The sequence below is a fragment of the Streptomyces sp. NPDC031274 genome (genome assembly GCF_055570235.1).
Genome location: NZ_JBVIHP010000003.1, coordinates 86,559 through 105,807, shown reverse-complemented (window position 1 = coordinate 105,807; position 19,249 = coordinate 86,559). Strand labels below are relative to the sequence as shown.

Genomic DNA, 19,249 nt, shown 5'->3' with positions numbered 1-19,249 from the left:
GCAGCCGGTGGTGTGAACCCGGTTGTCTCCCTGGGGAGTAGGCAGAGGGCCCGTGTACCGCCGCCGCAGTACACGGGCCCTCTGTTCTCCCTCAGTGGTTGCGCGGGAATCCCAGGTCCACGCCCTCGGGTGCGTCCGACGGGTCGGGCCAGCGCGTGGTCACGACCTTGCCCCGGGTGTAGAAGTGCGTCCCGTCATTTCCGTAGATGTGGTGATCTCCGAAGAGCGAGTCCTTCCAGCCACCGAAGGAGTGGTAGCCGACCGGCACCGGAATCGGGACGTTCACGCCCACCATCCCGGCCTCGATCTCCAGCTGGAAGCGCCGCGCGGCGCCGCCGTCGCGCGTGAAGATCGCCGTGCCGTTGCCGAAGGGCGACGCGTTCATCAGCGCCACCCCCTCCTCGTACGTGTCGACCCGCAGCACACAAAGGACGGGGCCGAAGATCTCGTCCTTGTACGCGTCGGCCGTCACCGGAACGCGGTCCAGGAGCGAGAGCCCGATCCAGTGGCCGTCCTCGAAGCCCTCGACCGTGTGGCCGGTGCCGTCCAGGACGACCTCGCAGCCCTCGGCCGCCGCACCCGTCACGTACGACGCGACCTTGTCGCGATGTGCCGCCGTGATGAGCGGGCCCATCTCCGAGGCCGGGTCGTTGCCGGGGCCGATCTTGATCTTCTCGGCGCGTTCCTTGATCTTCGCGACCAGTTCGTCGCCGATCGAGCCGACCGCGACCACGGCCGAGATGGCCATGCAGCGCTCGCCCGCCGAGCCGTACGCCGCCGAGACGGCGGCGTCGGCCGCCGCGTCGAGGTCCGCGTCCGGCAGGACCAGCATGTGGTTCTTGGCGCCGCCGAGCGCCTGGACGCGCTTGCCGCCCGCCGTCGCGGTGGTGTGGATGTGGCGGGCGATCGGCGTGGAGCCGACGAAGGAGACGGCCGCCACGTCCGGGTGCGCGAGCAGCCGGTCCACGGCCACCTTGTCGCCGTGCACGACGTTGAAGACGCCGTCCGGAAGACCCGCTTCCGAAAGGAGTTCCGCGATCTTCATCGCCGCCGACGGGTCCTTCTCCGACGGCTTCAGTACGAAGGTGTTGCCGCACGCGATGGCGAGCGGGAACATCCACATCGGCACCATGGCCGGGAAGTTGAACGGTGTGATGCCCGCGACGACGCCGAGGGGCTGGCGGATGGACGAGACGTCCACGCGCGAGGCGACCTCCGTCGACAGCTCGCCCTTGAGCTGGACCGTGATCCCGCAGGCGAGGTCCACGATCTCCAGACCGCGGGCGACCTCGCCGAGCGCGTCCGAGTGCACCTTGCCGTGCTCGGCGGTGATCAGCTCGGCGATCGCGTCACGGTTGGCGTCGAGCAGCGCACGGAAGGCGAAGAGCACCGAGGTGCGCTTGGCGAGCGAGGACTTGCCCCACGTGGCGTACGCCTCGCGCGCGGAGGCGACGGCGGCGTCCACCTCGTCCACGGACGCGAAGGCGACCTGCGTGGTGACGGCGCCGGTCGCCGGGTCGGTCACCGGGCCGTACGTACCCGAGACACCCTCGACGGACTTCCCGCCGATCCAGTGATGGACGGTCTTCGTCATGACAAGCATCCCTACTCTCACAGGTGGCGGCGTCGGGCTGAGACGTGCCGGTCGTACTCTTTCCTGGCCTTGATCGCGGACGGCCGGTCCGCGGTCTCGGCCACGGGCACATCCCACCACGCCTGCGCCGGGGGCGGGGGCGACACTGTGTCTGCCGTTTCCGTCTCCACGTAGACACATGTGGGACCGTCGGCCACCCGCGCCTCGGCAAGAGCATCGCGCAGGTCAGCCACTGTTTTGGCGCGGATCACCCGCATCCCGAGCGAGGCCGCGTTGGCCGCGAGGTCGACGGGCAGCGGGGCACCCGTGTACGTGCCGTCGGGCGCCCGGAAGCGGTAGGCGGTCCCGAACCGCTCGGCGCCCACGGACTCGGAGAGCCCGCCGATGGACGCGTACCCGTGGTTCTGGAGGATGACGACCTTGACCGGGATGTTCTCCTGGACCGCCGTGACGATCTCGGTGGGCATCATCAGATACGTCCCGTCGCCCACAAGCGCCCAGACCGGACGCTCCGGCGCGGCCATCGCGACGCCGATCGAGGCGGGGATCTCGTAGCCCATGCAGGAGTAGCCGTACTCGACGTGGTACTGCCGGGGCGAGCGCGTCCTCCACAGCTTGTGGAGATCCCCGGGCAGGGATCCGGCCGCGTTGATGATCACGTCCTCGTCCGTGACCAGCGCGTCGAGCAGGCCGAGGACCTGGAGCTGTGTGGGCCGTACGTCGGGTTCGTCGGCCGCGTACGCGGCGTCCACACGCTGCTCCCAGCGCACCTTGTCCTCGGTGTACTCCGCGATGTACGCGGGCGGGACGCGCCACCCCTCAAGGGCGCCGGTCAGGGCCTCCAGGCCCGCGCGCGCGTCCGCGATCAGGGGCGCGCCCGCCATCTTGTGGCCGTCGAACGCGGTGATGTTGAGGTTGAGAAAGCGGACGCCGGGCTCGGTGAAGAGCGTGTGGGACGCGGTGGTGAAGTCGCTGTAGCGGGTGCCGACGCCGATCACCAGGTCGGCGGTGCGGGCCAGTTCGTCGGCGGTGGCGGTGCCCGTGTGCCCGATGCCGCCGACGTCCGACGGGTGGTCGAACCGCAGAGCCCCCTTGCCGGCCTGGGTGGAGGCGACGGGGATCCCGGTCGCGTCCGCGAGGTCCCGCAGCGCCTCCTCGGCCGCGCTGTGGTGGACTCCGCCGCCCGCGACGATCAACGGGCGCCGCGCCTCGCGCACGGCCCGCGCGGCGGCGGCCAGTTCACGCGGGTCGGGGGCCTGACGGCGGACGCCCCACACCCGCTCCTCGAAGAACTCCTCCGGCCAGTCGAAGCCTTCCGCCTGCACGTCCTGCGGAAGCGCGAGGGTGACGGCGCCGGTGGCGGCCGGGTCGGTGAGCACGCGCATCGCGGCGAGCGCGGCCGGGATCAGGGCCTCGGGCCGGGTGATCCGGTCGAAGTACTTCGACACCGGGCGCAGACAGTCGTTGACCGACACGTCGCCCGCGTACGGGACTTCGAGCTGCTGGAGCACCGGGTCGGCGGGGCGGGTCGCGAAGGTGTCGCCCGGCAACAGGAGCACCGGGAGGTGGTTGACGGTCGCGAGCGCGGCGCCGGTGACGAGGTTGGTCGCGCCGGGTCCGATGGACGTCGTGACGGCGTGCGTGGACAGGCGGCCCGACTGACGGGCGTACCCGACGGCGGCGTGCACCATGGACTGTTCGTTACGTCCCTGGCGGTAGGGCATGTCGTCGCCGTACTCCAGGAGTGCCTGGCCGATGCCCGCCACGTTGCCGTGCCCGAAGATGCCCCAGGTGGCACCGATGAGCCGCTGCCGCTCGCCGTCGCGTTCGGTGAACTGCCGGGACAGGAAGCGGACGAGGGCCTGCGCGGTGGTCAGCCTGATCGAGGTCATCGATTTCGCTCCCCAGTCATCGGTATTCCTCCGCCGTCATCGGTACCCCTCCGTGTGATCGGGATGGAAGCAGATCCGCCACTCCCGCTCATCCCCGGGACCGGCCATCACATTCAGGTAGTACATGCTGTGCCCCGGCTGGGCGATCGACGGGCCGTGCCAGCCGTCGGGGACGAGCACGGCGTCGCCCGTACGGACCTCGGCGAGGACGTCGGTGCCGCCGGGCCTGGACGGGAAGACCCGCTGATAGCCGAAGCCCTCGGGCCCGCCGTCCGGCGCGGCCTCGATCTCGAAGTAGTAGATCTCTTCGAGCTCGGCCTCGACTCCCGGGCGGTGCTCGTCGTGCTTGTGCGGCGGGTACGAGGACCAGTTGCCGCCCGGGGTGATCACCTCGACGGCGATGAGGCGGTCGCAGTCGAAGGCGGCGGCGGAGGCGAAGTTGCGGACCTCGCGGGCGCAGGTGCCGCTGCCGCGGTGCTCGACGGAAACCTCCGGCGCGGAGCCGTAGCGGGCGGGGAGTCGACGCTCGCACTTCGCTCCTGCCAGGGCGAAGCGGCCTCCCGCGCCGGAGGCGATCTGGATGTGGGCGTCACGGGGCACGTAGGCGAAGTCGCTCACTCCGCTGAACACGCTCTCTCTGCCCAGCAGTTCGATGATCTCGTCTTCCGCGTGCACCGTACAGCCGCCGGTCAGCGGGAGCACGATCCATTCACTCTCCCCGGTGGCGAAGGAGTGCGTGGCGCCGGGTTCGATGTCGACCACGCGGAGCGCGGAATAGACCAGACCGGACCGTTTCGGGTCGAGTTCGAGGGCGTACGGCCCCTCGGCCGCGCTGCCCTTCGGTACGTACGTCATGTGCCTCTCCCGCTCATGTGGCTCTCCTGCCCATGTGGCCCGCCCGCTCATATGGCCCTCCTACAGCAGTCCGACGGCGGTGTCGACGGCGCCCGACACATCGCCGTCCGCCGGGTACAGCAGCGTGCGCCCCGCCACGAGTCCGTGCACGGTGGGCAGTTGGAGCGCGCCCCGCCACTTCTCGTACGCGGCGTCGCTGTCGTCACCCAGGTCGCCCCCGAGGAGGACGGCGGGCAGCGTCGAGGCCTCCATGACCCGCGCCATGTCGTCCGGATTCTCGGTCACGGGGACCTTCAACCAGGTGTACGCCGATGTCCCGGCGAGCCCCGACGCGATGGCGATGGACGTGGTGACGGCCTCGGCGCTCAGGTCGTTGCGCGGCGGACCGCCGTCGGGCGCGCGTCGGCAGAGGAAGGGCTCGACGAAGACGGGCAGCTTCCTTGCCGCCATCGCGTCGATGGCGCGGGCGCTGGAGTGCAGGGTCGCGAGGGAGCCGGCGTCTTCGTAGTCGACACGCAGCAGGAGCTTGCCCGCGTCGAACCCGAGCCGGTCGATGTCCTCGGCCCGGTAGCCCGTGAACCGGTCGTCCAGCTCGAACGAGGCCCCCGCGAGCCCGCCCCTGTTCATCGACCCCATGACGATCTTGCCGTCGAGGGCGCCGAGCAGGAGGAGGTCTTCGAGGATGTCGGCGGTGGCGAGCACGCCGTCCACGCGGGGGCGCGAGAGCGCGAGGCAGAGCCGTTCGAGCAGGTCCGCGCGGTTGGCCATCGCCAGCTTGTCGCCGCCGACGGAGAGGGCACCCCGGGCGGGGTGGTCGGCGGCAATGATCATCAGCCGTCCGCTGCCGCCGAGGAGCGGGCGGCGGGGGCGACGGGCGGCGGCCTCCGCGATGGCTTCGGGGTGCCGGGCCCGGATCCGGACGAGTTCGGCGACGTCGACCCTGCGGTCGACCCCGTGGCCACCCCTGCGGTCGACCCCGTGGCCACCCACGTGGTCACCCCCGCGCTCGCCCATGCGGTCACTCATGCGTCACGGCTCCCGCGGCGAGGGCCGCCTCGACCTCGTCCGGGAACGGCATCGCCGACGAACACTCCAGGCGCGACGCGACGATCGCGCCCGCCGCGTTGGCGTACCGCATGATCCGCTCCAACTCCCATCCTTCGAGCAGCCCGTGGCACAGCGCACCGCCGAAGGCGTCCCCGGCCCCGAGGCCGTTGAGCACCGTCACGGGCAGCGGCGGCACCTCGGCGGCCTCGCCCGAGCTGTTCATCGCGAGCACCCCCTTGGGCCCCTGCTTGACCACGGCGAGTTCGACACCGGCGGCCAGCAACGCGCAGGCGGCGGCGCGGGGTTCGCGCTCTCCCGTGGCCACCTCCACCTCGTCGAGGTTGCCCACAGCGACGGTGGCCTGCGCGAGCGCCTGCGCGTAGAAACCGCGCGCGTCATCGGCCCGCTCCCAGAACATCGGCCGCCAGTCGAGGTCGAAGACGGTGAGCCCGGCCTTCGCCCGCCCACGGAGCGCGGCCAGCGTCGCCGACCTGCTCGGCTCGGCGCACAGCCCGGTACCCGTCATCCAGAACACCCGTGCGGACGCGATCGCGCCGAGGTCGAGTTCCTTCTCGTACATCTCCAGGTCGGGGGCTTTCGGCTGCCGGTAGAAGTAGAGCGGGAAGTCGTCGGGCGGGAAGACCTCGCAGAAGGTCACCGGGGTCGGAAGCCCCGCGACCCCGCTCACCCACCGGTCGTCGACCCCGAACTGCCGCAGTTCCCGGTGCAGATACTCCCCGAACGGGTCCTCGCCGGTGCGCGTGAGGACCGCGACCCGGTGGCCGAGGCGGGACGCGGCGACGGCGACGTTCGACGCCGAGCCGCCCAGGAACTTGCCGAACGTGCTGACATCGGCGAGAGACACCCCGGCCTGCAGGGGATACAGATCCACCCCGATCCGGCCCATCGTGATGACGTCATACGGATCGATGACGTCGTTCGGATCGATGACGCCGTTCGGATCGGTCACCCTGCACTCCTTGTCGACATCGCCCCCTCGGACGCGGCCCTCAGAACCGGTCCTCGGAACCGGCCCTCGGACCCTCCCTAGGTCTATGCCGCCCCACGAACCCTGTCAACACATTGTCCTTACATTCGGACCACTCCTTGACATCGTTCCGCGGCGCCCTGAAAGCTGGCGGGCATGACGACGCTGTCACGCATCCGGATCGGCTCGGCACCCGACTCGTGGGGCGTGTGGTTCCCCGAGGATCCGGGCCAGGTCCCCTGGAGCCGCTTCCTCGACGAGGTGGCGGACTGTGGATACGAGTGGATCGAGCTCGGCCCTTACGGCTACCTGCCCACGGATCCGGCCGAACTGACCGCCGAGACCCAGCGCCGTGGCCTGCGGGTCTCGGCCGGCACGGTCTTCACCGGCCTGCACCACGGGCCGTCCGTATGGGACAAGACGTGGGCCCATGTGGCCGACAACGCCGCACTCGCGCAGGCGATGGGCGCCGAGCACCTCGTCGTCATCCCGTCCTTCTGGCGCGACGACAAGACCGGCGAGGTCCTGGAGGACAGCACGCTCACGCCGGAGCAGTGGCGTCAGCTCACGCTCCAGACCGAGCGGTTGGCGTACGAGGTGCGCGAGCGCTACGGCCTGCGCGTGGTCGTCCACCCCCATGCCGACACGCACATCGACGACGAGGAGAACGTCACCCGCTTCCTCGACGCGACCGACTCCGACCTCGTCTCGCTCTGCCTGGACACGGGCCATTACGCCTACTGCGGCGGCGACAACGTCAAACTGATCGAGACGTACGGCGAACGCATCGGCTATCTGCACCTCAAGCAGGTCGACCCGGCCGTCCTCGCTGAAGTACGCGACCAGGAAATGCCGTTCGGGCCCGCCGTGGCCCGCGGCGTGATGTGCGAGCCGCCGACCGGAGTGCCCGCGATCGAGCCGGTCCTCGCGGCGGCCCAGAAGCTGGGCGTCGACCTGTTCGCCATCGTCGAGCAGGACATGTACCCCTGCCCGCCGGACAAGCCGCTGCCCATCGCCCGCCGGACACGCTCGTACCTGCGCTCCTGCGGCGCGTGACGCCGCGCTGGACAGCGGTGAGGGATCCGCGGGCCGGTAGGGGCTGATCCTCGCCACCCGAGCACGCCGACGGCCGCTTTCGCCACGGAGGTGTGCCCGCCCGGCGGACCAGTGTGCCCGGAATGCATCACAAGCGTCACAAACAACCTCTCCGCGTCACACATGTCGCGTATACGCGGGTCTTCCGTCACAGCCGGTCGACAGCCACCCTCCTGCGCTCACTCCGTGTCGTTCACCGGGCACAGGCTGAGTGATCGCCAGCGTCGCACCGCAGCTCCCCCGACGGCTCCCCCCGAGCCGCCCCTGCGGCGCCCGCAGGGAGGTGCCACAGATGACCGACCGAAGGCTCTGGTCGTACAAAGAGATCGCCGCACACATCCGCGTGCAGCCCGACACCGTGCGCTCCTATCGCAAGCACGGCCTGCTCCCCGACCCCGACCACGTGGAGTCCGGAAAGCCCTACTGGTACGCGGACACCGTCCGCGCCTGGGTGGCCGCGAGGCCGCGCAACCGCGGGCGCGACAGATGACCGCCCGGCGAATCGCCACCCCCGGCCTCCTCACCCCTTCATCGAGGTGTACCCCCTAGGGGTATAGTGTGGTGAGTGTCAGGGGGTCTCCGGGAACACCGGGACCACTCCCGCACATTACGACGCATAAGTACGCACACACGCCGCACCCTCATCGAGGAGAACGACATGAGCGCCCAGACCGAGCTCCCGCAGGCCGAGACCTCCGGCTCCTGCTGCTCCCCCAGCGGTTCCTGCCACTCCGACGGCGCCGCCGAGACGCCGCAGGGTGCCGTGACGACCGTGTACGAGGTGACCGGCATGACCTGCGGTCACTGCGAGGGTGCTGTCTCCAGTGAGATCTCGGAGATCGCAGGCGTCAGCTCCGTCAAGGCGGTGGCCGCAACCGGCCAGGTGACCGTGGTCTCCGACGCCCCGCTCGACGAGGCCGCGGTCCGCGCCGCGGTCGACGAGGCGGGCTACGAACTCACCGGCGTCAGCAAGGCCTGACCCACCCCCTGCCGGGTACCCCGGGCCCTGTGACACCGTCACAGGGCCCGCAGCCGTTACCTCCCCGACCCAGCCGTACGAGAGAGCCATGAACGAAGTCGAACTCGCCGTCGGCGGGATGACCTGCGCCTCCTGCTCCGCCCGCATCGAGAAGAAGCTGAACCGCGTGGAGGGCGTGACCGCGTCGGTCAACCTCGCCACGGAGAAGGCCAGAGTCTCGTACGCGGAAGGGGTCGAGGTCGCTCAGCTGATCGCGACGGTCGAGAAGCTGGGCTACACCGCGCAGGAGATCGTCCCCGCTCCCCCGGAGCCGGACCCCGATTCGGGCGCGCCGCCCGCCACGACCGCCGACATCACCGAGCCCGACACCCTGCGCCAACGCCTCATCGGCTCGGCGGTGCTCTCGCTGCCCGTGGTCCTGCTGGCGATGATCCCCGCGTCGCAGTTCGACAACTGGCAGTGGCTCTCGCTGACGCTGGCCGCGCCCGTCGTGGTGTGGGGCGGATCCCCCTTCCACCGGGCCGCCTTCACAAACGCGCGGCACGGCGCGGCGACCATGGACACGCTGGTGTCGGTGGGCACGCTCGCCGCGTTCGGCTGGTCGCTGTGGGCGCTCTTCCTCGGGGACGCGGGGATGCCGGGCATGCGGCACGGCTTCGAGTTCACGGTCTCGCGCGCCGACGACGTGTCGACGATCTATCTCGAAGTCGCCGCCGGTGTCATCACGTTCATCCTGCTCGGGCGCTGGCTCGAGGCCCGCTCGAAGCGGAAGGCGGGCGCGGCCCTGCGCGCGCTGCTCGAACTGGGCGCCAAGGACGCGGCCGTACTGCGGGACGGCTCGGAGGTCCGTGTCCCGGTCGCGCGTCTCGTGGTCGGCGACCGTTTCGTCGTACGTCCCGGGGAGACCGTCGCGACCGACGGCACCGTCGTCGACGGCGCGTCGGCGGTCGACGTCTCGATGCTGACCGGTGAGTCCGTCCCGGTGGACGTGGCCGCGGGCGACGCGGTGACCGGGGCGACCACGAATGTGTCGGGGCGGCTCGTCGTGGACGCCACGCGTGTCGGCGCCGACACGCAACTGGCCAGGATGGCCAAGCTCGTCGAGGACGCGCAGACCGGCAAGGCTCGGGTGCAGCGCCTCGCCGACCGGATCGCCGGGATCTTCGTGCCGGTGGTGCTGCTGATCGCCGCCGCCACGCTCGGCGCCTGGCTCGGCGTCACCGGCGATGTGACCGCCGCCTTCACTGCGGCCGTCGCGGTCCTGATCATCGCCTGCCCGTGCGCACTCGGCCTGGCGACGCCGACCGCCCTGATGGTCGGCACGGGGCGCGGCGCGCAGCTCGGCATCCTCATCAAGGGCCCCGAAGTCCTGGAGTCCACACGCCGGGTGGACACCGTCGTCCTGGACAAGACCGGGACGGTGACGACGGGGCGCATGACGCTGCGGGACGTGTACGCCGCCGGGGAGACCGAGGAGAAGCAGCTGCTGCGCCTCACAGGGGCCCTGGAGCACGCCTCAGAGCACCCCGTGGCGCGGGCGGTCGCTGCGGGCGCCGCGGCCGAGTTGGGGCTCCCGGTGGGCGCCCTGCCCGCCGTGGAGGGGTTCGAGAACGTCGCGGGCTCCGGCGTACGCGGCACGGTGGAAGGGCACTTCGTGCTCGCGGGGCGTGAGCGGCTCCTCGCGGACGCGGGAGTCGAGGGGCTCGCAACGGTGGCCGCGCTCAAGGCGGAGGCCGAGGAGGCGGGACGTACGGCCGTCCTGGTCGCCTGGGACGGCGTGGCACGCGGCGTCCTCGCCGTCGCCGACGCGGTCAAGGACACCAGCGCCGAGGCGGTGCGCGAGCTGCGCGCCCTGGGCCTGACGCCGGTGCTGCTCACCGGGGACAACCAGGCTGTCGCCCAGGCGGTGGCGAAGGCCGTCGGCATCGACGCGGACGCCGTGTACGCCGAGGTCCTGCCCGAGGAGAAGGTCGATGTCGTACGACGGCTGCGGGGCGAGGGCAAGGTCGTCGCGATGGTCGGGGACGGGGTCAACGACGCCGCCGCGCTCGCCACCGCCGATCTGGGGCTCGCGATGGGCACGGGCACGGACGCCGCCATCGAGGCGAGCGATCTGACGCTGGTGCGCGGGGACTTGCGCGGAGCCGCAGACGCGATCAGGCTCTCCCGTAAGACCCTCGCCACGATCAAGGGCAATCTCTTCTGGGCCTTCGGCTACAACGTCGCGGCGCTGCCGCTGGCGGCGGCCGGACTGCTGAATCCGATGATCGCGGGGGCCGCGATGGCGTTCTCCTCGGTCTTCGTCGTGACCAACAGCCTTCGTCTCAGAGCTTTTACATAGTCCCTTCACATCCTGGTTGCAGTATTCTCACTCATGAGTCCCGATCGGCATATCGGGCCGCTTGCGCATGTACAGGACATATGCAAGAGACGCAGATCACAGGCATCCGAACGTAACCATTCAGGGGGTTCGCGAGTCTAAGAAGCGATGCCAGGGACGTCTTGGGGGACGTCTCTAGACATCGGGGACATCTTGGGGGATGTTCCTAGGAATGCGTTGGCCGGGGCACGTGCACCGGGGAGCTTTGAGCGGCCCTCCCGATCCGTACGCGTCCCGGCAGATCGCAGCACGAGCAGTTCAGGCAGCACGAGAAGTACAGGCAGTACAAGAAGTTCAGGAAGTACAGGCAGTACCAGCAGTACAACTGGCGCGCTGCCACCACAGACGCCCGGCCGGATCCCGTGGGGGGAATCCGCACCGGGAAACAGGAAAGCGCCCCGACCGTCGACCCGTGGGGGGATCGGCGGCGGGGCGCTTTTCGCTTGCTGAGCTCCTGCTTGCCGAGCTCCCGCTTGCTGAGTTCCTGATCGCGCCTACGGCGTGCGGGTCAGCGACCCTCGACCGGGACGAAGTCCCGAAGAACCTCACCCGTGTAGATCTGACGCGGACGCCCGATGCGGGATCCGGGCTCCTTGATCATCTCGTGCCACTGCGCGATCCAGCCCGGAAGACGGCCGAGCGCGAACAGCACGGTGAACATCTCGGTCGGGAAGCCCATCGCGCGGTAGATGAGGCCCGTGTAGAAGTCCACGTTCGGGTAGAGCTTGCGCTCGACGAAGTAGTCGTCGGCCAGCGCGTGCTCTTCCAGCTTCAGCGCGATGTCGAGCAGCTCGTCATCCTTGCCGAGAGCCGAGAGGACGTCGTGCGCCGCCGCCTTGATGATCTTCGCCCGGGGGTCGAAGTTCTTGTAGACGCGGTGCCCGAAGCCCATGAGCTTCACGCCGTCTTCCTTGTTCTTCACCTTGCGGATGAAGTTGTCGACGTCGCCGCCGTCCTGCTTGATGCCCTCGAGCATCTCCAGGACGGACTGGTTGGCGCCACCGTGCAGCGGGCCCCAGAGGGCCGAGATACCGGCGGAGATCGAGGCGAACATGTTCGCCTGCGACGAGCCCACCAGACGCACGGTGGAGGTCGAACAGTTCTGCTCATGGTCCGCGTGCAGGATCAGGAGCTTGTCGAGCGCGGAGACGACGACCGGGTCGAGGTCGTACTCGGCGGCCGGCACCGAGAAGGTCATGCGCAGGAAGTTCTCGACGTAGCCGAGGTCGTTGCGCGGGTAGACGACCGGGTGGCCCACGGACTTCTTGTAGGCGTACGCCGCGATCGTCGGAAGCTTGGCGAGAAGGCGGATCGTCGAGAGGTCGCGCTGCTCCTCGTCGAACGGGTTGTGGCTGTCCTGGTAGAACGTCGACAGCGCACTGACCACGGACGACAGCATCGCCATCGGGTGGGCGTCGCGCGGGAAGCCGTCGTAGAACCGCTTGACGTCCTCGTGCAGCAGGGTGTGCTGCGTGATGTCGTTCTTGAAGCTGGCGAGCTCGTCGACCTTGGGCAGTTCACCGTTGATCAGCAGGTACGCCACCTCGGTGAAGGTGGAGCGCTCGGCCAGCTGCTCGATCGGATAGCCGCGGTACCGGAGGATGCCCTGCTCGCCGTCGAGGTAGGTGATGGCGGATTTATAGGCGGCGGTGTTGCCATATCCGCTGTCCAGAGTCACCAGACCGGTCTGGGCGCGGAGCTTCCCGATGTCGAAGCCCTTGTCGCCGACAGTTGAGTCGATCACCGGGTAGGTGTACTCGTCGCCATCGCCGTACCGCAGTACTACAGAGTTGTCGCTCACGTCATCCCTCACCGACGTTGTGCCTCTTCTTCGAGGTGCCCTGACTGTCTCTACCATCCCCCATTTGGCCCTGGAGAGTGCACTCGGGGTCGACCATTGGGCCTATCGGCGGCACTGAGTGCCGCCAACTTACTCATCCTGCCCCTCTTCGCCCCGGTTGCGGAAGTGCTCTGTGACCTTTCCTACTCGTTTGATCGATCAAAATTTCGGGAGGTGGATCTGGGGGTGAATCCTGGAGTGGACCCTGGGGTCGAGCTTGGGGTGGAACCACGGCCTCCGGCGAGCCGGAAGTCCAGGGCCGTACAGCGTCTGCCCGCGGAGACCGTGCGCACCGCTTGTCCCAGAGCCTTGCGCGAACCGACCAGGACGACCAGCTTCTTGGCACGCGTGACCGCCGTGTAGAGCAGGTTCCGTTGCAGCATCATCCACGCCCCCGTGGTCACGGGGATCACCACGGCCGGATACTCGCTGCCCTGGGAGCGGTGGATGGTGACCGCGTACGCATGAGCCAGTTCGTCCAGTTCGTCGAAGTCGTACGGAATCTCCTCGTCCTCGTCCGTCAGGACCGTGAGCCGCTGTTCGTCGGAGTCGAGCGAGGTGACTACTCCGACGGTGCCATTGAAGACGCCGTTCTGCCCCTTCTCGTAGTTGTTGCGGATCTGGGTGACCTTGTCGCCGACGCGGAACACCCGGCCGCCGAAGCGCTTCTCCGGTACGTCCGGTCTGCTGGGGGTGATGGCCTGCTGGAGCAGTCCGTTCAGGTTCCCGGCGCCCGCGGGGCCGCGGTGCATGGGCGCGAGCACCTGGATGTCGCGGCGCGGGTCGAGGCCGAACTTCGCCGGGATGCGGTGCGCGGCCACGTCCACCGTGACCCGTCCGGCGTCCTCGGTCTCGTCCTCCACGAAGAGGAAGAAATCCTTGAGCCCCTGCGTGATGGGCGGCACTCCGGAGTTGATCCGGTGGGCGTTCGTGACGACGCCGGACTGCTTGGCCTGGCGGAAGATGTGGGTGAGCCGGACCGCGGGGACGGGGCTCCGCTCGCTGAGCATGTCGCGCAGGACCTCGCCGGCGCCGACGCTCGGCAGCTGGTCGACGTCTCCGACGAACAGGAGGTGGGCGCCGGGGGCGACCGCCTTCACCAGCTTGTTGGCCAGGAGCAGGTCGAGCATGGACGCCTCGTCGACCACCACGAGGTCGGCGTCGAGCGGCCGGTCCTTGTCGTAGGCGGCGTCTCCTCCCGGCTTGAGCTCCAGGAGGCGGTGGACGGTGGAGGCCTCGGCTCCGGTGAGCTCGGCGAGGCGCTTGGCGGCTCGGCCCGTGGGGGCGGCGAGGACGACCTTGGCCTTCTTGGCGCGGGCCAGCTCCACGATGGACCGGACGGTGAAGGACTTGCCGCAGCCGGGCCCTCCGGTGAGGACGGCCGCCTTCTGCGTCAGCGCGAGCCTGACGGCTTGCTGCTGCTCGGGGGCGAGGTCGGCGCCCGTACGGGTGGCGAGCCAGGAGAGGGCCTTGTCCCAGTCGACGTCCTGGAAGGCGGGCATGCGGTCGTCGGGGGTTCTGAGGAGGCGCAGGAGCTGGGCCGAGAGGGAGATCTCCGCGCGGTGGAAGGGGACCAGGTAGACGGCGGTGACGTCCTCTTCGCCGTGCGGGCCGCTGTGGAGACCGTTCGGGTCGTTGTCGGGGCCGCTGTTGGGGCCCGGGACCCTCTCCCGTACGACCCCCTCGTCTTCGGTGGCGAGCTCCGCCAGGCAGTCGATGACCAGGCCCGTGTCCACCTGGAGCAGCTTCACCGCGTCCGCGATGAGGCGCTCCTCCGGCAGATAGCAGTTGCCCTGGTCGGTGGACTGGGAGAGTGCGTACTGCAGGCCTGCCTTGACCCGTTCCGGGCTGTCGTGCGGGATGCCCACGGACTGGGCGATGCGGTCCGCGGTGAGGAAGCCGATGCCCCAGACGTCGGCGGCGAGGCGGTAGGGCTCGTTCTTCACTATGGAGATGGAGGCGTCCGCGTACTTCTTGTAGATGCGGACGGCGATGGAGGTGGAGACGCCTACGCCCTGCAGGAAGACCATCACCTCCTTGATGGCCTTCTGTTCCTCCCAGGCCGCGGCGATCATCTTGGTGCGTTTGGGGCCGAGGCCGGGGACTTCGACGAGACGCTTCGGCTCCTTCTCGATGATGTCGAGGGTGTCCACGCCGAAGTGGGTGGTGATGCGGTCCGCCATGACGGGGCCGATGCCCTTGATGAGGCCCGAGCCCAGATAGCGGCGGATGCCTTGGATGGTGGCGGGGAGGATCGTCGTGTAGTTCTCCACCGTGAACTGCTTGCCGTACTGCGCGTGGGAGCCCCAGCGGCCCTCCATGCGGAGGGACTCCCCCACTTGTGCGCCAAGGAGCGCGCCTACGACGGTGAGCAGGTCACCGGCGCCGCGGCCCGTGTCCACGCGGGCGACCGTGTACCCGTTCTCCTCGTTGGCGTAGGTGATCCGCTCCAGGACCCCTTCGACCACCGCTGCGGACGGTGCGGACGCTGCCGCTGCTGGACTCGACATGACCCGACGCTATCGCTCACCGCTGACAGCGTGGAAAGCCTGTGGATAACACTCCGCCTGTGGACAACGCTTCGAAGGGGCCCGGTCTTTCGACCGGGCCCCTTCGGGTCTCCCCTCCCCTGTCGGCACTCCGCGATCCCCCCAGATCCCCCTCCGGAAGCCCCGACGCACAGTACGACCCGCGTCGGGCGGGAAGGGTTGCACGGGCGAGGCCACGAGTTTTCGGGGTGCCGACGAACTGGGGCGGAAGTAGCGTTCTGCGCATGAGTGAAGAATCTTCCGAAACCGCTCCTGGAACTTCGCCCGACCCGAGGAGTTCGCCCGGAACTTCGCCCGGCCCTTCGCCCGAGACTTCGCTGGAGAAGGACGTCCTCGACGAACTCGGCGACGACAAGCTCCAGGAGATCGCGGGACTGCTCGGTACGGACGCCGCGGGGGCGCAGGACGTGGTGGGCACCACGGTGACCGCCCTTTCGGGGAACCTTCAGGAGAAGGCGGAGGATCCCGCGGGGGCGGAGGAGGTCGAACAGGCCTTCGCCGAGGCGTCGCCTCCGCAGGGGATCGCCGGGTTCGGAGGGTTCGGGGGGTTCGGGGGGCTTGCTGCGGGCGGGATGCTGTCCGGGGTCCTCGCGAAGATGAGCAGGCCGGTGGCGAACGCGGTGGCGAAGAAGACGGGGTTGCCCGCGGCTTCTGTGACCCGTGTGATCGAGCTGCTGATCCCGGTGTTGCTCACGGTGCTGACGAAGCGCGCGCGTACGTCGTCGAAGCCGGGCGCCGGAGGAGTTGGAGGCGGGGGCACCGGAAGCAGGGGAGCTGGAGGCGGGGGTGGGGGCGGGCTCGGTGACTTGCTGGGCCAGATCCTGGGTGGCGGCAAGAAGAGATAGCCCCCTCCCCCACCGACTAGCAGGCGTGCCGCACGTACCCCTTGGTCGTCTCCGACAGGAGCTCGTGGCCGTCTCCTGACCACAGCTCATCGTTGAAGAGTTCGACCTCGATGGGGCCCTCGTAGCCCGCCTCCTCGACAAGGGCGCGCCACGATCGCAGGTCGACCGAGCCCTCCCCCAGCTGGCCCCGCCCGTTCAGCACGCCCTCGGGCAACGGGGTGATCCAGTCGGCCAGTTGGAACGCGTGCAGGCGCCCGCCCCGTCCCGCGCGGGCGATCTGCGCGGGCGCCTGGTCGTCCCACCACACGTGGTACGTGTCCACGCAGACCCCGACCTGCGCCGCGGGGAAGAGCTCCGCCAGGTCGAGGGCCTGGGCCAGCGTGGAGACCACGCAGCGGTCCGAGGCGAACATGGGGTGGAGGGGTTCGATGGCCAGCCGGACGCCCCGGGACTCCGCGTACGGGGCGAGTTCCGCCAGCGCGTCGGCGATCCGCGCACGCGCCCCGTGCAGGTCCTTGTCCCCGGCGGGCAATCCGCCGGAGACGAGGACCAGCGTGTCCGTGCCGAGGACCACCGCCTCGTCGATCGCCGCCTTGTTGTCGGCGACCGCGACCGCGCGCGCCTCGGCGTCGATGGCCGTGAGGAACCCTCCCCGGCAGAGCGTGGTGACCGTCAGACCCGCGTCGCCCATCAGCTTGGCGGTCCGCTCAAGGCCGTACGCCTTGACCGGTTCGCGCCAGAGGCCCACCCCGGTCACGCCCAAGTCCGCGCACGAGGAGACCAGTTCGGGCAGCGAGAGCTGCTTGACCGTCATCTGGTTGATGGAGAAGCGCGCCAAGGCCTCGCTCATTGCTGGACTCCGTACACGTTGAGCAGGGATTTCATGCGGGTCTCGGCGAGGAGCGGGTCCGGGAACAGGCCCAGCTCGTCCGCCAGCTCGTACGCGCGCGCCAAGTGCGGCAGCGAGCGTGCCGACTGGAGGCCGCCCACCATCGTGAAGTGGCTCTGGTGGCCCGCGAGCCACGCCAGGAACACCACGCCCGTCTTGTAGAAGCGGGTGGGAGTCTGGAAGAGATGGCGGGACAGGTCGACCGTGGGGTCCAGGCAGGCGCGGAACGCCTCCTTGTCGCCGGTGTCGAGACGGCGTACCGCCTGGGCCGCCAGCGGAGCCAGCGGGTCGAAGATGCCGAGGAGGGCGTGGCTGAAGCCCTGCTCGTCGCCCGCGATCAGCTCGGGGTAGTTGAAGTCGTCTCCCGTGTAGCAGCGGACGCCGTCCGGGAGGCGGCGGCGCAGGGCGATCTCTCGCTCCGGGTCGAGGAGGGAGATCTTGATGCCGTCGACCTTGTCCGGATGCGCGGCGATTACCTCCAGGAAGGTGTCGGTCGCCGCGTCCAGGTCCTCGCTGCCCCAGTAGCCGGTGAGCGCCGGGTCGAACATCGGGCCGAGCCAGTGCAGGATCACGGGCTCGCTCGCCTGGCGCAGGAGGTGGCCGTACGTCTGAAGGTAGTCGTCCGGTGACTTCGCCACCGCGGCGAGCGCACGGGACGCCATCAGGATCACCTGTGCGCCGCTCGACTCGACCAGGGCCAGCTGTTCCTCGTAGGCGGCGAGGACTGTCGGCAGATCGGCGGCGACCGTGAGCTGGTCCGTGCCCACGCCGCAGGCGATCGCGCCGCCCACCGACTTCGCCTCCGCCGCGGAACGCGTGATCAGTTCCGCCGCGCCCTTCCAGTCGAGGCCCATCCCCCGCTGAGCCGTGTCCATCGCCTCGGCCACGCCCAGGCCCTGCGCCCACAGGTGGCGGCGGAAGGCGAGGGTCGCGTCCCAGTCGACGGCAGCCGGGGAGTCCGGGGAGACATCGGCGCGGGGGTCCGCGACCACGTGGGCCGCGGAGAACACCGTGCGGGAGGTGAGGGGGGAGCCGACCCCGGACGCCGCCTGCGAAGGGGCCTTCCGGGGCTCGTACGGGCGCGTGGTGCCGTCCGCGCGCGGGAGCAGAAGCGTCACTGTGCGATCTCCGGCACCTCGATGCGGCGGCCCTCCGCGGAGGACTTCAGGCCCAGTTCCGCGAGCTGCACGCCGCGCGCGCCCGCGTGCAGGTCCCAGTGGTAGGGCGCGTCCGCGTACACGTGCTTCAGGAAGAGTTCCCACTGCGCCTTGAAGCCGTTGTCGAACTCCTGGTTGTCGGGGATCTCCTGCCACTGGTCCCGGAAGGAGTGGGTGACGGGCAGGTCCGGGTTCCAGACCGGCTTGGGGGTCGTACTGCGGTGCTGTACGCGGCAGTTGCGCAGGCCCGCCACCGCCGAGCCCTCCGTGCCGTCCACCTGGAACTCGACCAGCTCGTCGCGGTTGACGCGGACCGTCCAGGAGGAGTTGATCTGCGCGATCGCGCCGCCCTCGAGTTCGAAGATGCCGTACGCGGCGTCGTCCGCCGTCGCGTCGTAGGGCTTGTCCTGCTCGTCCCAGCGCTGCGGGACGTGGGTCGCGGCCAGCGCCTGGACGCTGCGTACGCGGCCGAACAGCTCGTGCAGGACGTACTCCCAGTGCGGGAACATGTCGACCACGATGCCGCCGCCGTCCTCCGCGCGGTAGTTCCACGAGGGGCGCTGGGCGCTCTGCCAGTCGCCCTCGAAGACCCAGTAGCCGAACTCGCCCCGGATGGACAGGATCTTGCCGAAGAAGCCGCCGTCGATCAGGCGCTTCAGCTTGAGCAGCCCCGGTAGAAAGAGCTTGTCCTGGACCACGCCGTGCTTGATGCCGGCCGCCTGGGCGAGGCGGGCCAGTTCCAGGGCTCCGGCGAGGCCTGTCGCGGACGGCTTCTCCGTGTAGATGTGCTTGCCCGCCGCGATGGCCCGCTTGATGGCCTCCTCGCGCGCGGACGTGACCTGCGCGTCGAAGTAGATGTCGATGGTGGGGTCGGCGAGGACCGCGTCCAGGTCCGTCGAGACGCTCTTCTCGACGTCAAGTCCGTGGCGCCGCGCGATCTCCCGCAGTGCGTGCTCTCTGCGGCCCACCAGGACCGGCTCGGGCCACAGCACCGTGCCCTCGGCGTCGCCGAGGGGGAGTCCGCCCTGCTCGCGCAGGGCGAGCAGTGAGCGGATGAGGTGCTGGCGGTAGCCCATCCGTCCCGTCACACCGTTCATGGCGATGCGCACCGTCTTGCGAGTCACAGGGGTCCCTCCGTA

15 protein-coding genes are annotated in these 19,249 nt (G+C 69.7%); 5 read left to right on the top strand and 10 right to left on the bottom strand.

What is annotated here, in order from left to right; all coding sequences use genetic code 11:
* Nucleotides 1-91: 91 nt before the first annotated feature.
* The 5 genes from mmsA to iolC are packed head-to-tail and all read right to left on the bottom strand — an operon-like array spanning nucleotide 92 to nucleotide 6,358.
* On the bottom strand, nucleotides 92-1,594 hold the full coding sequence (gene mmsA / locus ACZ5CR_RS06060; RefSeq protein ID WP_468854048.1) for a CoA-acylating methylmalonate-semialdehyde dehydrogenase: 1,503 nt from the start codon (nucleotides 1,592-1,594) through the stop codon (nucleotides 92-94).
* Between the two features lie 17 nt (nucleotides 1,595-1,611).
* Entirely contained in the window at nucleotides 1,612-3,486 is a 1,875-nt protein-coding gene (gene iolD, locus ACZ5CR_RS06055; RefSeq protein WP_468854046.1) for a 3D-(3,5/4)-trihydroxycyclohexane-1,2-dione acylhydrolase (decyclizing), read from the bottom strand.
* 36 nt (nucleotides 3,487-3,522) lie between these two features.
* A complete protein-coding gene (gene iolB / locus ACZ5CR_RS06050; RefSeq protein WP_468854045.1) occupies nucleotides 3,523-4,341 on the bottom strand; it encodes a 5-deoxy-glucuronate isomerase in 819 nt (272 codons plus the stop codon).
* Between the two features lie 60 nt (nucleotides 4,342-4,401).
* A complete protein-coding gene (locus tag ACZ5CR_RS06045) occupies nucleotides 4,402-5,367 on the bottom strand; it encodes a Cgl0159 family (beta/alpha)8-fold protein (RefSeq protein ID WP_468854044.1) in 966 nt (321 codons plus the stop codon).
* The gene (gene iolC, locus ACZ5CR_RS06040) at nucleotides 5,360-6,358 is read right to left on the bottom strand and encodes a 5-dehydro-2-deoxygluconokinase (RefSeq protein ID WP_468854042.1); all 999 of its coding nucleotides are present in this window, start codon (nucleotides 6,356-6,358) and stop codon (nucleotides 5,360-5,362) included. Before iolC ends, ACZ5CR_RS06045 begins: the two co-directional genes overlap by 8 nt.
* A gap of 174 nt (nucleotides 6,359-6,532) precedes the next feature.
* Between iolC and ACZ5CR_RS06035 the strand changes: the two genes are divergently transcribed.
* The 4 genes from ACZ5CR_RS06035 (at nucleotide 6,533) to ACZ5CR_RS06020 (ending at nucleotide 10,791) form a co-directional block, all read left to right on the top strand.
* Nucleotides 6,533-7,432 (top strand): sugar phosphate isomerase/epimerase family protein, encoded by a 900-nt coding sequence (locus ACZ5CR_RS06035; protein ID WP_468854039.1) that lies wholly within the window; start codon nucleotides 6,533-6,535, stop codon nucleotides 7,430-7,432.
* A 331-nt stretch (nucleotides 7,433-7,763) separates the two neighbouring features.
* Nucleotides 7,764-7,961, top strand: coding sequence for a MarR family transcriptional regulator (locus tag ACZ5CR_RS06030; protein ID WP_389906990.1), 198 nt, complete (start codon nucleotides 7,764-7,766; stop codon nucleotides 7,959-7,961).
* A gap of 168 nt (nucleotides 7,962-8,129) precedes the next feature.
* Nucleotides 8,130-8,450: a heavy-metal-associated domain-containing protein gene (locus ACZ5CR_RS06025; RefSeq protein ID WP_468854037.1), complete on the top strand. Its 321-nt coding sequence runs from the start codon at nucleotides 8,130-8,132 to the stop codon at nucleotides 8,448-8,450.
* An 88-nt stretch (nucleotides 8,451-8,538) separates the two neighbouring features.
* A complete protein-coding gene (locus tag ACZ5CR_RS06020; RefSeq protein WP_468854035.1) occupies nucleotides 8,539-10,791 on the top strand; it encodes a heavy metal translocating P-type ATPase in 2,253 nt (750 codons plus the stop codon).
* Between the two features lie 547 nt (nucleotides 10,792-11,338).
* On the opposite strand, the gene ACZ5CR_RS06015 is transcribed toward ACZ5CR_RS06020, so the two are convergent.
* Both ACZ5CR_RS06015 and recD2 read right to left on the bottom strand, forming a co-directional pair.
* Nucleotides 11,339-12,631: a citrate synthase gene (locus ACZ5CR_RS06015; protein ID WP_363211302.1), complete on the bottom strand. Its 1,293-nt coding sequence runs from the start codon at nucleotides 12,629-12,631 to the stop codon at nucleotides 11,339-11,341.
* Nucleotides 12,632-12,813: 182 nt separating this feature from the next.
* The gene (gene recD2, locus ACZ5CR_RS06010) at nucleotides 12,814-15,180 is read right to left on the bottom strand and encodes an SF1B family DNA helicase RecD2 (RefSeq protein WP_468854033.1); all 2,367 of its coding nucleotides are present in this window, start codon (nucleotides 15,178-15,180) and stop codon (nucleotides 12,814-12,816) included.
* 263 nt (nucleotides 15,181-15,443) lie between these two features.
* On the opposite strand from recD2, the gene ACZ5CR_RS06005 reads away from it, so the two are divergent.
* Nucleotides 15,444-16,064: a DUF937 domain-containing protein gene (locus ACZ5CR_RS06005; protein ID WP_468854031.1), complete on the top strand. Its 621-nt coding sequence runs from the start codon at nucleotides 15,444-15,446 to the stop codon at nucleotides 16,062-16,064.
* A gap of 16 nt (nucleotides 16,065-16,080) precedes the next feature.
* Here ACZ5CR_RS06005 and ACZ5CR_RS06000 read toward each other — a convergent pair whose 3' ends face one another.
* From ACZ5CR_RS06000 to ACZ5CR_RS05990, 3 genes are read right to left on the bottom strand one after another with little or no spacing between them, the layout of a single operon-like run.
* On the bottom strand, nucleotides 16,081-16,914 hold the full coding sequence (locus ACZ5CR_RS06000) for a sugar phosphate isomerase/epimerase family protein (RefSeq protein ID WP_468854029.1): 834 nt from the start codon (nucleotides 16,912-16,914) through the stop codon (nucleotides 16,081-16,083).
* The gene (locus tag ACZ5CR_RS05995) at nucleotides 16,911-18,071 is read right to left on the bottom strand and encodes a dihydrodipicolinate synthase family protein (protein WP_468854028.1); all 1,161 of its coding nucleotides are present in this window, start codon (nucleotides 18,069-18,071) and stop codon (nucleotides 16,911-16,913) included. The genes ACZ5CR_RS06000 and ACZ5CR_RS05995 overlap by 4 nt, the downstream gene beginning before the upstream one ends.
* Entirely contained in the window at nucleotides 18,068-19,234 is a 1,167-nt protein-coding gene (locus tag ACZ5CR_RS05990) for a Gfo/Idh/MocA family protein (protein WP_468854026.1), read from the bottom strand. Before ACZ5CR_RS05990 ends, ACZ5CR_RS05995 begins: the two co-directional genes overlap by 4 nt.
* Between the last annotated feature and the right edge of the window lie 15 nt (nucleotides 19,235-19,249).

Bases quoted from the DNA above. Each gene is read 5' to 3' on its own strand.
- mmsA (WP_468854048.1), bottom strand. From the start codon at position 1,594: ATGACGAAGACCGTCCATCACTGGATCGGCGGGAAGTCCGTCGAGGGT.
- iolD (WP_468854046.1), bottom strand. From the start codon at position 3,486: ATGACCTCGATCAGGCTGACCACCGCGCAGGCCCTCGTCCGCTTCCTG.
- iolB (WP_468854045.1), bottom strand. From the start codon at position 4,341: ATGACGTACGTACCGAAGGGCAGCGCGGCCGAGGGGCCGTACGCCCTC.
- ACZ5CR_RS06045 (WP_468854044.1), bottom strand. From the start codon at position 5,367: ATGAGTGACCGCATGGGCGAGCGCGGGGGTGACCACGTGGGTGGCCAC.
- ACZ5CR_RS06035 (WP_468854039.1), top strand. From the start codon at position 6,533: ATGACGACGCTGTCACGCATCCGGATCGGCTCGGCACCCGACTCGTGG.
- ACZ5CR_RS06030 (WP_389906990.1), top strand. From the start codon at position 7,764: ATGACCGACCGAAGGCTCTGGTCGTACAAAGAGATCGCCGCACACATC.
- ACZ5CR_RS06025 (WP_468854037.1), top strand. From the start codon at position 8,130: ATGAGCGCCCAGACCGAGCTCCCGCAGGCCGAGACCTCCGGCTCCTGC.
- ACZ5CR_RS06020 (WP_468854035.1), top strand. From the start codon at position 8,539: ATGAACGAAGTCGAACTCGCCGTCGGCGGGATGACCTGCGCCTCCTGC.
- recD2 (WP_468854033.1), bottom strand. From the start codon at position 15,180: ATGTCGAGTCCAGCAGCGGCAGCGTCCGCACCGTCCGCAGCGGTGGTC.
- ACZ5CR_RS06005 (WP_468854031.1), top strand. From the start codon at position 15,444: ATGAGTGAAGAATCTTCCGAAACCGCTCCTGGAACTTCGCCCGACCCG.
- ACZ5CR_RS06000 (WP_468854029.1), bottom strand. From the start codon at position 16,914: ATGAGCGAGGCCTTGGCGCGCTTCTCCATCAACCAGATGACGGTCAAG.